The 12100-nt window shown below is 60.0% G+C and carries 13 protein-coding genes and 4 tRNA genes; 3 read left to right on the top strand and 14 right to left on the bottom strand.

What is annotated here, in order from left to right; genetic code table 11:
* Positions 1-3: 3 nt before the first annotated feature.
* The 7 genes from secE to BEN49_RS13445 all read right to left on the bottom strand — a co-directional run bounded on the left by secE (position 4) and on the right by BEN49_RS13445 (position 4716).
* Positions 4-198: a preprotein translocase subunit SecE gene (secE, locus tag BEN49_RS13475; RefSeq protein ID WP_070744214.1), complete on the bottom strand. Its 195-nt coding sequence runs from the start codon at positions 196-198 to the stop codon at positions 4-6.
* A gap of 62 nt (positions 199-260) precedes the next feature.
* Positions 261-331: transfer RNA gene (locus BEN49_RS13470), tRNA-Trp, on the bottom strand.
* A 118-nt stretch (positions 332-449) separates the two neighbouring features.
* Positions 450-1640 (bottom strand): elongation factor Tu, encoded by a 1191-nt coding sequence (gene tuf / locus BEN49_RS13465; RefSeq protein ID WP_070744212.1) that lies wholly within the window; start codon positions 1638-1640, stop codon positions 450-452.
* Between the two features lie 159 nt (positions 1641-1799).
* Positions 1800-1871 (bottom strand) — tRNA-Thr (locus tag BEN49_RS13460).
* Positions 1872-1888: 17 nt separating this feature from the next.
* A tRNA-Gly gene (locus tag BEN49_RS13455) sits at positions 1889-1961 on the bottom strand.
* A 25-nt stretch (positions 1962-1986) separates the two neighbouring features.
* Positions 1987-2066: transfer RNA gene (locus BEN49_RS13450), tRNA-Tyr, on the bottom strand.
* A gap of 169 nt (positions 2067-2235) precedes the next feature.
* Positions 2236-4716, bottom strand: coding sequence for a M1 family metallopeptidase (locus BEN49_RS13445; RefSeq protein WP_239691930.1), 2481 nt, complete (start codon positions 4714-4716; stop codon positions 2236-2238).
* 202 nt (positions 4717-4918) lie between these two features.
* Here BEN49_RS13445 and BEN49_RS13440 point away from each other — a divergent pair, with 202 nt between their 5' ends.
* The 3 genes from BEN49_RS13440 (at position 4919) to frr (ending at position 6949) form a co-directional block, all read left to right on the top strand.
* On the top strand, positions 4919-5422 hold the full coding sequence (locus BEN49_RS13440; RefSeq protein WP_070744208.1) for an acyl-CoA carboxylase biotin carboxyl carrier protein subunit: 504 nt from the start codon (positions 4919-4921) through the stop codon (positions 5420-5422).
* 63 nt (positions 5423-5485) lie between these two features.
* Positions 5486-6289 (top strand): UMP kinase, encoded by an 804-nt coding sequence (gene pyrH / locus BEN49_RS13435; RefSeq protein ID WP_083326081.1) that lies wholly within the window; start codon positions 5486-5488, stop codon positions 6287-6289.
* Between the two features lie 96 nt (positions 6290-6385).
* Positions 6386-6949 carry a ribosome recycling factor gene (gene frr, locus BEN49_RS13430; protein ID WP_070744206.1) on the top strand — a complete coding sequence of 188 codons (564 nt, stop codon included), beginning with the start codon at positions 6386-6388 and terminating at the stop codon, positions 6947-6949.
* A 100-nt stretch (positions 6950-7049) separates the two neighbouring features.
* Here the strand turns inward: frr and nadD are convergent, their stop codons facing one another.
* The 7 genes from nadD to pnuC form a co-directional block, all read right to left on the bottom strand.
* On the bottom strand, positions 7050-7640 hold the full coding sequence (gene nadD / locus BEN49_RS13425) for a nicotinate (nicotinamide) nucleotide adenylyltransferase (RefSeq protein ID WP_070744204.1): 591 nt from the start codon (positions 7638-7640) through the stop codon (positions 7050-7052).
* A complete protein-coding gene (gene gmk / locus BEN49_RS13420) occupies positions 7637-8221 on the bottom strand; it encodes a guanylate kinase (protein WP_070744202.1) in 585 nt (194 codons plus the stop codon). The genes nadD and gmk overlap by 4 nt, the downstream gene beginning before the upstream one ends.
* A 19-nt stretch (positions 8222-8240) precedes the next feature.
* Positions 8241-8537 (bottom strand): hypothetical protein, encoded by a 297-nt coding sequence (locus tag BEN49_RS13415; RefSeq protein WP_070744200.1) that lies wholly within the window; start codon positions 8535-8537, stop codon positions 8241-8243.
* Positions 8538-8588: 51 nt separating this feature from the next.
* On the bottom strand, positions 8589-9233 hold the full coding sequence (locus BEN49_RS13410) for a sigma-70 family RNA polymerase sigma factor (RefSeq protein WP_070744198.1): 645 nt from the start codon (positions 9231-9233) through the stop codon (positions 8589-8591).
* A 299-nt stretch (positions 9234-9532) separates the two neighbouring features.
* Positions 9533-10576, bottom strand: coding sequence for a glycosyltransferase family 9 protein (locus tag BEN49_RS13405; RefSeq protein WP_070744196.1), 1044 nt, complete (start codon positions 10574-10576; stop codon positions 9533-9535).
* Entirely contained in the window at positions 10573-11337 is a 765-nt protein-coding gene (locus BEN49_RS13400) for a glycosyltransferase family 2 protein (RefSeq protein WP_070744194.1), read from the bottom strand. The genes BEN49_RS13405 and BEN49_RS13400 overlap by 4 nt, the downstream gene beginning before the upstream one ends.
* 44 nt (positions 11338-11381) lie before the next feature.
* Positions 11382-12056, bottom strand: coding sequence for a nicotinamide riboside transporter PnuC (gene pnuC, locus BEN49_RS13395; protein WP_070744192.1), 675 nt, complete (start codon positions 12054-12056; stop codon positions 11382-11384).
* Between the last annotated feature and the right edge of the window lie 44 nt (positions 12057-12100).

Here is a 12100-nt window from a genome sequence, read left to right as displayed (position 1 = left end):
TGACTAGCGAAATGACTGATAAAAAGCCGTCAGGCTTTTATTGAATGCAACGTCCATGACGCCAACGACTGCAGCGAATACCAACGAGCCAATGAGCACTAGCCCAGCGCTCTTTTGCAACTCAATGGCAGTGGGCCACGTCACGCTATAGCGCATTTCCTCAGCAGTAGCGCGGAAGTAATTGGTTAGCTTGTTCATTGCAGTAGGGACCGGCTAAGCCAGCAAAAATGAACCGAATGCGAGGCAACCGCCTCAAAATGCACGAGTGGAGAGATTCGAACTCCCATCAAAGGTTTTGGAGACCTCTATTCTACCCTTGAACTACACTCGTAAAGAACAATCCCGATGACAATATTTTACCAACGGGAGTGCAAAGGTACTACAACTTGGTGACAAAACAAATCCGCCCCCGCGGAGGCGGGAGCGGATTATCGTTTTAGTCAGTAGAACTAGTCGAGCACTTCAGTTACCTGACCGGCACCTACCGTACGGCCACCCTCACGGATAGCGAAGCGGAGGCCTTTCTCCATTGCCACTTTGCTGATCAGCTCAACAGTAATGGTGATGTTGTCGCCGGGCATTACCATTTCCACGCCCTCGGGCAAGGTGATGATGCCAGTAACGTCGGTGGTACGCAGGTAGAACTGCGGACGGTAGTTGTTGAAGAACGGGGTGTGGCGGCCGCCTTCCTCTTTCGAGAGAACATACACCTCAGCCTTGAACTTCTGGTGAGGAGTTACCGAGTTGGGCTTGCAGATAACCATGCCACGGCGGATATCGTCCTTTTCAATACCACGGAGCAACAGGCCAACGTTATCGCCAGCTTCGCCGCGGTCCAGGATTTTGCGGAACATTTCCACGCCCGTTACCGTCGACTTGAGGCCAGCTTTGGCACCCATGCCGAGGATATCTACTTGCTCACCCGAGTTGATGATGCCGCGCTCGATACGACCGGTGGCTACAGTGCCACGGCCCGTAATCGAGAACACGTCCTCTACTGGCATCAGGAAGGGCAATTCGGTCAAACGAGCAGGAATCGGAATGAACGAGTCAACCGCTTCCATCAGCTCGTTGATTTTCGGCACCCAAGTAGCGTCACCGTTCAAGCCGCCAAGAGCCGAGCCCTGGATGATCGGAATGTTGTCGCCATCGAAGTCGTAGAACGAGAGCAGTTCACGGATTTCCATCTCCACCAGCTCGAGGAGCTCGGGATCGTCCACCATGTCTACCTTGTTCATGAACACCACTAGCTGTGGCACACCTACCTGACGAGCGAGCAGGATGTGCTCACGGGTTTGGGGCATGGGGCCGTCGGTAGCAGCTACTACGAGGATAGCACCGTCCATCTGAGCAGCACCAGTTACCATGTTCTTCACATAGTCAGCGTGGCCGGGGCAGTCAACGTGAGCGTAATGACGATTAACCGTCGAGTACTCTACGTGCGAGGTGTTGATGGTAATACCACGCTCTTTTTCCTCGGGAGCGTTGTCAATCGAGGAGAAGTCACGCTTTTCGGCCAGGCCCTGGTTTGCCAACACCATCGTGATAGCAGCGGTCAGGGTCGTTTTGCCGTGGTCAACGTGGCCGATGGTACCGATGTTAACGTGCGGCTTGGACCGGTCGAAATTTTCTTTAGCCATTGTAAAGATTGAAAAAAGAGGGTGGTGAATTTTAAAAAATAGGCCCCTACGGCAAGAAAGCGAAACTCAGCCCCCAAAAGTTCAGGAAAACTGCGCGTCGCTTACTTCGTGTGGAGCATGCCCGTAGCGGGTGAGCCGACAGGACTTGTAACTAATGTGAGCCATTTATGGGATTTGAACCCATGACCTCTTCCTTACCAAGGAAGTGCTCTACCACTGAGCTAAAACGGCTTATTCTGTTTGAAATGAGCGGGAGACGAGGTTCGAACCCGCGACCTGCAGCTTGGAAGGCTGCCGCTCTACCAACTGAGCTACTCCCGCAGATGGTATTCAATAATTATAAATGTGGGGGTAACAGGACTCGAACCTATGAACCCGAAGGAGGTGAGTTACAGTCACCCGCAATTGCCACTATGCGATACCCCCAAATTTGGTGCTGACCGGTCGATTACCTGTAAGCATTCCTGCTGATTTACTAATTACCGTGTGGTAGTAGTGTTTCGTAAGGAAGTGCAAAATTACGGTTTTTCTTTTACGGGGCAAGGGATGGAAGCAAAAAAGCCATTCTTTTTTCAGCTACAATAGGCAACTTGTTCTACATCAAATTGTAAAATGCTTTAAGTCGTTGGTCAGTCTCCTGCTCGCGGATGCGCTGGAGGGTGGCTTTGAGTTCAGGCGTGCTGGGCATAAGCAGCGCCAAGCCTTTATAAGCCCCCAGCCGCACATCGTAGCGAGAGGCGTGGCGGGCGTACTCTTCGAGCAACTGCTGGCCCTTGTCGCGCTCGACAGGCGGGATGTTGACCATGAGGGCCCCGAAGGCTTGCAGGTAGCGGTAGAGGTCGCCCTCGACCACATCGGGCAAGCGTCGCAGGAACCACGCATACTGGTTGAGGGCCCCATTCTGCGCGTAGTAATCGGCCAAGGCCAGCAGTAGCACGCTGCTGCTCGTATTGTCGAGGGCGGCCACCTGGGGCTGGACGCCACTGCCGGGGATTTTGGCGACGGCGGCCAAAGCGGCTGCTGCCACGATGTAAGAGCTGTCGGTGAGGGCAGCAAGGAAGGTACTGCGGTAGGCATTATCGGGGAAACTGGCCAGCGTGGCTAAGGCCTGGGCACGTACCTGGGAATTGGGGTCGGTGGTAGCCACGCGCAGCACGGCTTGGCGAACGGCGCTACCCTCGGGGCCCCGGTAGCGGCGCAGGTGTTCAAGAGCCGTGCGGCGGATGGCCCAGAATTTGTCGTCCAGGGCCCCGCGGAATAAGGCGCTAATGGGCAACTCACCGGTTTTGTTCTGGAGCAACTCCAGCACCTCGGACCGCTGCAAGTAGCCCCGGGCGTGGTCGAACTGAAAAATCAATTCGTCGGGGGTACGGTCTTCGTCGATTTGGGCCAGCAGCTGGCCTTCGCTGTCGAACTTGACCAAGCTGGGCCGCTCGGTGGCAGGAAACGAGAAGGTCTGGTCGGCTTTGCTGGTGGTTATGCGGTAGTCGGTTGATCGGTCTTTTTGCCACACCGTCACGGTTACCGGCAGGCGGTACACGGGCTGGTACACGGTGTCCTGGGTCTGCTGCACGCGCAGGGTTAGGGCCCCGGCAGCATAGCTGTGGCTGATGTGCAGCTCGGGATGCCCGCGCTTCAGGAACCACTGGTCGAAAAACCACATCAAGTCTTCGCCGGTGGTTTCTTCAAAAGCCGTGCGCAGCTTGGATATTTCCACCGCCGACTGCTTGTTCTGAACTAGGTAGCGGTTGAGAGATGCGAAGAAGGCATCGTCGCCCGCGTACTTGCGCAGCATGTGCAACACCCGGCCGCCCTTGGCGTAGGAGTGGCGGTCGAACATATCTTCCCGCTCGTTATAATGGTAGCGGATGAGCGGCTCGCGCTTGCCCTGGGCTTCGTCGAGGTAGCTGGCTAGCTTGGTTTCCTGCACCAAGGCAGCTTCTTCGGGGCCGTACTTGTGCTCGGCCCAGAGGTATTCGCCGTAGTCGGCGAAGGACTCGTTCAGGGGCAGGTTGCTCCAGCTTTCGCAGGTCACGTAGTCGCCAAACCAGTGGTGCACTAGCTCGTGGGCGATGATGGTCTCGTTGCCGGCGTAGGTGGCATCGAGCAGCTCGCGGCGCGTTACCTGCACATTGGTGCCATGCGTGACGGCGGTGGTGTTTTCCATGGCGCCGCTCACGTAATCGCGTACCGCCACTTGGGCGTACTTGTCCCACGGATAATCCATGCCTAGGTTTTTCGAAAAAAACTCCAGCATTTCGGGCGTGTGGCCGAATACGGCCTTGGCAGTGGCGGCGTACGGCGGCTCCACGTAGTACTCTACCGCCTTGCCGCGCCACACATCGCTCACGATGGCGTAGTCGCCCACCACAATCGAAGTGAGGTAGGGCGGCTGGGGCTGGCTTTGGCGCCACGAGTCGGTGCGGGTGCCATCAGAGTTGGTTTTGGAGGAAATGAGCGAGCCGTTGGACAACGTTTTGAACTGGTTTTCCACCGTCAGGCTGATTTCCTGCGTCATGCGCTGGTTAGGCCGGTCGATGGTCGGGAACCAGCACGAGTTGGATTCCGTCTCGCCCTGCGTCCAGATTTGGCGGGGCTTGTTCTTCTCCAGGCCAAGCGGGTTGATGAAGTACAAGCCCTTGGCGGCTGTGATGGCCGCCGAGCCACCGGCGGGCAGCTCGTTGGGCTTGGCCACGTACACAATGCGCACCTGGTAGGCCTCGGTGCGCGAGTACGGGCGGTCGAGGGTGAGGGTGAGCTGGCGCTTGTCGTAGGTGTACACCAGCGGCTTCACTTTGCGCTCGCCCACCAACTCTACTTTTTGCACATCAAATCCCTTGGCGTCGAGCACCACCTGGCTCTGCGGGTAGAAGTGCGAGCGCAGCGTAAGAATGGCCGTGCCGAGCAGGTACTGCTTCTGGTAATCGAAGCGCAAGTCGAGCTTGGTATTGTTTACTTCGGTGAGGACGGTGGCGGCCGGCTGCAACGGCCCTTCCGATTGGAGCCACGAGGGCACCACCAGCGGCGCGGCGGTGGGGCCCCCAGCGCCGGCGGCGGGGCTCTTGTGGCGCTGCACAGTCCGGCTGGCGGACCCTGGGGCCCCAGGCCGCGCCTTTTGTGCCCAAACACCTAGCGGACTGGCCAGTAACAGCCCACAAAGGCCCGTTAGCAAGTAATTCATAGCGGCGATAAGGGACGAAAAATCGCTGGAATTTCCGAAATAATTTGGGAATTGGGCTACCTTTAACCCCACTCCTGCCCCACCCGCTCCGTTCCCCATGCTCCAAATCAGCACCGGCCCCGACCGTTTTTGGGAGGTTGACTACCGCGCCGCCGACGACCTGCGCCTCAACGGGCAAGCTTTTGCCTGGGATATAACCTCTGGGGCCCCTGGCCGTTTCCAGGTGCTGCACGGTGGCCGGTCGTACGATGCGGAGGTGGTGAGCGCCGATTACGCTACCAAACAGTTCGTGTTGAAAATCAACGGCCAGCGCATCGAATTGCAGGCCAAAGACCGGTTCGACCAGCTGTTGGAGCGCCTGGGCTTGAGTAACGCTGCCGCTGTGCAAGTTAACGAGCTAAAGGCCCCCATGCCCGGGCTCATTGTGGACGTGCGGGTGCAGCCCGGCCAGGTCGTGCAGAAGGGCGATCCGCTGCTGGTGCTGGAGGCCATGAAGATGGAAAATATCCTCAAGGCCCCGGCCGACGGCACGGTGAGCGCCATCAAGGTGGGCCTGCGCGACAACGTGCAGAAAGGGCAGCTGCTGGTGCAGTTCAGCTAGGGCCCCGGGGGCCCCAGCGCCGGAATTTATCATTTGTCTTACTTTTTACCAACGCTTCGCATTTTGAACTACCACCGTATTCTTCTTAAACTCAGCGGCGAAGCCCTGATGGGCCAGCAGCAGTACGGCATCGACGCCGAGCGGCTGATGCAGTATGCCTCTGAAATTAAGGCCGTGGCCGCTACCGGCGTGCAAGTGGCCGTGGTGATTGGCGGCGGCAACATTTACCGGGGCGTGCAGGCCGAAGCGTTTGGGCTCGACCGCGTGCAGGGCGACTACATGGGCATGCTGGCCACGGTTATCAACTCGATGGCTTTGCAAAGCGCCCTCGAAAAGCTCGACGTGAGCACTCGGCTGCTTTCGGGCCTCACCATCCAGAAGGTGTGCGAACCCTACATCCGCCGCCGGGCGGTGCGCCACCTCGAAAAAGGCCGCGTGGTGATTTTCGGAGCCGGCATCGGCTCGCCGTACTTCACCACCGACTCGGCCGCTTCGCTGCGGGCCATCGAGATTGAGGCCGACGTAGTACTAAAGGGTACGCGCGTGGACGGCATCTACTCGGCCGACCCAGAGAAGAACCCCGACGCTGTGCGCTTCCCATCCATCACTTTCGACGAGGTAATTGCCAAGAATCTGAACGTGATGGACATGACGGCCTTCACGCTGTGTAAGGAGAACAACCTGCCCATCATCGTATTCGACATGAATACCCCCGGCAACCTGGCGCGCCTACTAAACGGCGAAGCCATGGGCACCTTAGTGAGCATGGATGGCACCGCCACGGCCCGCAACAACAAGGCTCCGCTGCCCGATGCCAAACACAGCGCATTACAGCCCACCGTGGGGCCCCAGCCGGAACAAGCTTAATTACCTAGTATCCGCCGGCCGCTGTTAGTTTGTAGTGAGAAACCAACCATAGCCAGCGGCCGACGAACTGCTAACAACTGACAACCTCAAACTAAAATGGACGAAGAAATTCAGTTCTACCTCGACGATGCGGTAGAGTCGATGGGCAAGGCCCTATCCCACGTGGGCGTTGAAATGGGCCGCATCCGAGCCGGCAAGGCTTCGCCGGCCATGCTCGATGGCCTAAAGGTAGATTATTACGGCACCCCCACGCCCATTGGCCAGGTAGCTAACATTTCGGCCCCCGATGCCCGCTCACTCCTCGTTAAGCCATGGGAGAAAAACATGGTGAGCGAGGTAGCCAAAGCCATCAAAGCCAGCGATTTGGGCCTAAACCCTATATCGGATGCCGACGGGGTACGGCTCAACATCCCGGCCATGACCGAGGAGCGCCGCCGCGACTTGGTGAAGCAAGCCAAAAACGAATCGGAAGCTGGCAAAATCCGGATGCGCGGCATCCGCAAGGACGTGAACGAAGCCCTGCGCAAGCTGCTCAAAGACGGCGCTTCGGAAGACGCCATCAAGAGCGCCGAGGAAAAAGTGCAGAAGGCTACCGACAGCTACATCATGGAAGTGGAGAAGTCGCTGAGCAAGAAGGAATCGGAGATTATGACCATCTGATGCCTTTTCTATTACCAAAAAAAGCCCCGGTTGCTACGTGCAGCCGGGGCTTTTTCGTGGGTATTGGGGCCCAGAGCCATGGGCCCTGGACACCGGTTTGTCAATTCACTGCTTCACCCGGAAAGTCGATGGCAGCCAAGGCTTGCTCTACAACGGGTGGTACGAGGTAACGGATGCTGTGGCCCGCCCGCAGGCATTCCCGGATGTAGGTCCCCGAAATGTTCAGCAGCGGCGCCTCCAACACCTGCACCCGGGGGAAGGCCGCCATATCGGGCATAGGGGCCCCAGGCCGGGGGTAAACGTAGATGTCTGTTTCGGCCAGCATACGGCTGGCATTGTGCCATTGCGGCACGCCTAACAGGTTGTCAGCGCCCATCAGCAGCACAAACTCGGTGCCGGGGTGGCGCAGGCGAAGGGCATCGAGCGTGGCGATGGTGTAATTGGGTCGCGGCAACTCAAACTCAATGGCTTCGGCCCGCAAGCGCGGATTCCCGGCAATGGCTAGCTCAACCCAATGCAGGCGGTCGGCTTCGGGCAGCAAGCCGCTGGCGGCTTTGAAAGGGTTGTGAGGCGTGACGACCAGCCAAACCGCAGCCAAATTGGTGCGGGTGGCAAAATGCTCGGCCAGAATGAGGTGGCCGGTGTGCACCGGATTGAACGAGCCGAAGAGCAAGCCCACGCGGCGGCTCATACGATGTCCGTTTCGGCCTGAATGAAGTCGCGCACCAGCTTCTCGGCTTCGTCTGACGCTTGGTCTAAGTCATCGTTCACCACCGTCACGTCGAAACGATCCTCAAAGGCCAACTCGAACGCGGCTTTGTAAAGGCGCGAGGAAATGCTGGACTGCGAATCGGTGGCGCGGGCTTGCAGGCGCTCGCCCAGCGCCTCAATGGACGGTGGCCGCACGAACACAGCCAGGGCTCTGTCCTTGTAGAACTCCTTGATGCTGAGGCCACCCTTCACGTCGACGTCGAGAATGGCGTGCTGGCCATTGGCCCAGATGCGCTCAATCTCGGACTTGAGGGTACCATAGAAGGCACCTTCGTACACTTCCTCCCACTCCACGAACTCGTCGTGCCGAATTTTCTCCTGAAAGTCCTGGGCCGTGATGAAGTGGTAGTCCTTGCCGTTGACTTCGGACCGGCCGCGGCGGTCGCGGGTACAGGCAGAAATGGAAAAACTAAGCCCCTGCACCCGCTGCATGAGCCGGTGTACGATGGTGGTTTTGCCCGCCCCGGAAGGGGCCGAAAACACAATAATTTTGCCTTGCATCGCGCAAAGCTAGCCGCTTTTACACCATTTCGGCGTGCACGCGGGCCATGATGGACTGCGTGAGCCCGGCCGGCGTGGACTTACGACCAAGGCGTGAATTCAAAAACTCGATGAACACATGTTGCTTGCCGATGCCGTCGAAGCAAGGCGAGCAATCGGTGCCGTGGTCGTAGAGGAAATCCTCGTCTTCGGCCGTAATGACTTGGCCTTCGGCCAGTTGGTCCAGAACAGTATTCACGCGTTCGCAGTCGGGGCCGCCATCGGGTGATGAGGCAGGAGCCGACGTATTGGTGGAAGTAGTAGCGGCTGGGTTCATAACAAAAAATGTGGAGGGCTGGGAATAAGTATATAGTTGCTAGTTGAGAGGCTAATCATTCTCATCGTCGGGAAGTTCCGCCGTAGCGCGCAATTCATCGTGGCCGTAGCCCATCGACTGGGCGTAACGCTCCAATTTGTCCTTGAGAAAATTGCGGGCCCGGTGCAAGCGCGAGCGTACCGTACCAATCGGAATATCAAGCACTTTGGCCATTTCCTCGTAGGTAAAGCCTTCAAGGTCGCAGAGGATAATAACGGTGCGAAAATCGACCGGCAAAGAATTAAGGGCCCCAGCTACTTCGTCGCCGATTAAATCGCGCGCCGACTGCTGGCGCATGTCGGACGACGAAGCCCCTATTTCGCCTTCGGCCTCCACATCGTCGGGGTTGTAATAGCCCTCAATTTCGCTGTAGTCCACCTTGGCGGGCTGCTTGCTTTTCTTCCGAAAATCGTTGATGAACGAGTTTTTGAGGATGCGGAACAGCCAGGCCTTGGCGTTGGTGCCAGGCTCGAAGTACTCGAAGAAGCGGTAGGCCTTGAGGTAGGTCTCCTGCACCAAGTCGTTGGCGTCGTCCTCGTCCAGCGTCAGGCGGTAGGCAAAATTGTAGAGCGGGTCGATGATGGGCATCAGCTCGGCTTGGAAACGCCGGTCCTTTTCCTCTTTGCTCAGTTTGACCCGTTCGGGAGAGTCGCTCATAATAATGGGGCGGAGAGTATAATAGGGTGCAACCTACAAAAGAGCAAGTGTAAATGGCTATGGTCCTTGCATAAGCAAAAACGGGCAGTAAAGTTGCGGCTAGGGGCCCGCGGCAGGTAGCACCAGCCACCGCCTAACCGCCACAAATGGCGAACTGGCTACCGGCCAGTCAACGAACCGCTGCGCCCTGCTGCCAACTGGCAGATGTACGGATGGTGATGGGCCCCGGGTTACGCCAGCCGCAACGAATCCCGCAGTGCAGGCAACGGCCGTGGGGGCGGGGTATTGTGCCGGGGCCCCTACCCTTCGCTCAGCACAGCGGGCTGCCACGCCTGCACGCGCGCCGCCACGGCGGCGGCGGCCAGGGCCCTGATGCAGGTGCAGGCTGCGGGCTGGGCGCGGCAGTCCTGGCAAGCGGGCCGGTCGAAGACCAGGTACTCGGCCCGGGGCCCCAGGGGGCCCCAGCGGCCGGGGTGCATGGGTCGGATGGGCGGGTACAGCCCCAAGGCATGGCGGCCCAGCGCAGCAGCTAGGTGCAGGGGCCCCGTGCTGCCCGCCACAATGCCATCGGCAGCAGCCAGGAAGGCCAAAAACTGCGGCATAGCCAACTGCCCAGTGAGGTCGGCGGCCAGGTAAGGCCCGTATTCCACCAGCCAGCCGGCCAGCTCGGCGCCCTCGGCGGCAGTGCCGGTGACGAACACGCGGTGACCGGCAGCGTGCAGACGCTGTGCCAGGTGGCCAAAATTGTCCAGCCCCCACTCGCGGGCGCTGCCCCGGCTGCGCGGGTGCAGCACCACGTTGAGCTGGCTGGGGCGGCGCTGGGCCAGCAGCAGTAGCCACGGGGCCCCTAGCGGCTCGGGGGCCCGCAGGCGCACGAGGTCGGCCACAGCGGGCAGGGGCAGGGTTTCGGCGCCGCCCAGGGGCCCCAGAAGCTGGAGGTTGAGCTGGGCTTCGTGTAGGGGCGAGTGGCGGCGGCTGAGGGCCACCAGGCGGTTGCAATTCAGCCAGTGCCACCAGCGGTTGCGGGTGCCAATGCGCACCGGAATGCGCGCCCGCCGGGCCAGGATGGCCAAGGCCCGGTTGGGAAATACGTGCACGATGGCCAGGGCCCCATAAGCCCGCAGGGCCCCTACTTGGGCGACTACGGGCAGCGTTTGCAGCGCATCGAAGTCCAGCACTTCATCCACCCATGGGCAGGCGGCGGCCACGGGCGCGGTGTAGGCGCGGCCGATGAATACCACCCGGCACCCGGGAAACAGCTGCTTGAGGCGGCCGGCCACGGGCAGGGTCAGCACCACGTCGCCAATGGCGTCGGTGCGGGAAACGAGGAAGGTGGGGCTCATGCTTCGGCGCGTTCGGTGCGGGTTTTCAGCTTCGCAAATTTCAGGAACACGCCCCAGGCTGAGATGCTGGCGATGCACAGCCCGGCAAACCCATCCAGGAAGCCCAGCCGCAGGAAGTAGCCGTGCCCAAACTTCCAGAGCGGCTTGAGCAGCAGGTGAAACAGCGTGACGCGGGTGCGGCCCTTCAGGGCCAGCTCTTGAGCGGTGATGCTGGTGAATTTATTCAACTGGCTGACGTGCTGCGCGATGGAATGGTAGGAATAGTGCAGCGCATCGCCGGCCAGGGCCCCGGTGGTGTGGCCGGGGCCCACCTCGTAGTGCTCGTGCAGCAGCAGGCCCTCCCAGCGGCCGAGGCGGCGGTCGTAGAGGCGCAGCTTGCGGTCGGGGTACCAGCCGCCGTGGCGCACCCAGTGGCCGCAGTAGTTGGTGAGGCGGGCCAGGGCGTAGGCGGCGTGCTGCCAATCGGCCTTGGCCTGCTGGATGCTCTGGCGCAGCTCGGCGGTCAGCACCTCGTCGGCATCGAGCTGGAGCATGTGGTCGAAACGGGCCTGGGCGGTGGCGAAGTTCTTCTGCTCGACGTAGCCGGCGAAGGCGTTTTGCACTACCCGGGCCCCGCGGGCGCGGCAGATTTTCACCGTGTCGTCCGTCGAAAACGAGTCTACCACCAGCACTTCGTCGGCCACGTCGCCCAGCGCGTCCAGGCAGCGGCCAATGTTGGCCGCTTCGTTAAAGGTGATGACGACGACGGAAAGCGAAACCACGGCGGGCGGGCAAGTAGAGTAAACGCGGAGGTTGGGCGGGGCCCCTAGGCGGCGGGTAGTTCGTTAGCGTAGCCGCGGAACTCGCGCGTCCAATGGTACGCGCCATAGGCGGCCACGGCGCAGAACACGGCGTACTCGATACCCACGAACTTGATGCCTTTCAGGAAGTACACGTAGGTCAGCACCACGTCGGCGAGCAGCCACACGTACCAGCTTTCCACCTTTTTACGCATCAGCAGGAAGGTGGCGGCGATGCTGAGCACCGTGGTAAATGAGTCGAGGTAGGGGAAGGCGCTGGGCTTGCTGAACACCAGCGGCACCCACTGGTGCAGGCGCTGGGCCAGGGCCCCCAGCAGCGCGGTGGCCACCAGGGCCCCAATGCTGCCCAGCAGCAGCACGGGCCGCGGGGTGTAGGTGATGCGCAGCTCCTCCTTTTGGTCGGCCTCGCGCGGGGCGGGGTGCGTCCACTGCCACCAGCCGATGAGGCTGGTCACGAAGAAGAACACTTGCAAAAAGGTATCGGGGTAGAGCTGCACCTGGAAGAACAGGAAGAACGAGAGCACGATGCCCACCAGGCTCAGCGGCCAGCTCCAGACGTTGGCCCGGGCCGAGAGCCACACGGCCACGGCGCCCGTCAGCACCCCGAAAAATTCGAGGTAGCTCATGGGGTAGCCGAGCACGGTAAAAAAGATGGTTTCGACGCGCAAAAAATCGGGCATGGGGCAAAGTAAACACGGCCCCGGCGCCCGGGGCCCTAAAATAT

Origin of the sequence: Hymenobacter coccineus, from assembly GCF_001816125.1 — a bacterium.
GTDB classification, from domain to species: domain Bacteria; phylum Bacteroidota; class Bacteroidia; order Cytophagales; family Hymenobacteraceae; genus Hymenobacter; species Hymenobacter coccineus.
The sequence above is the reverse complement of the archived record's forward strand: the minus strand, read 5'-3'. Positions and strand labels throughout refer to the sequence as shown.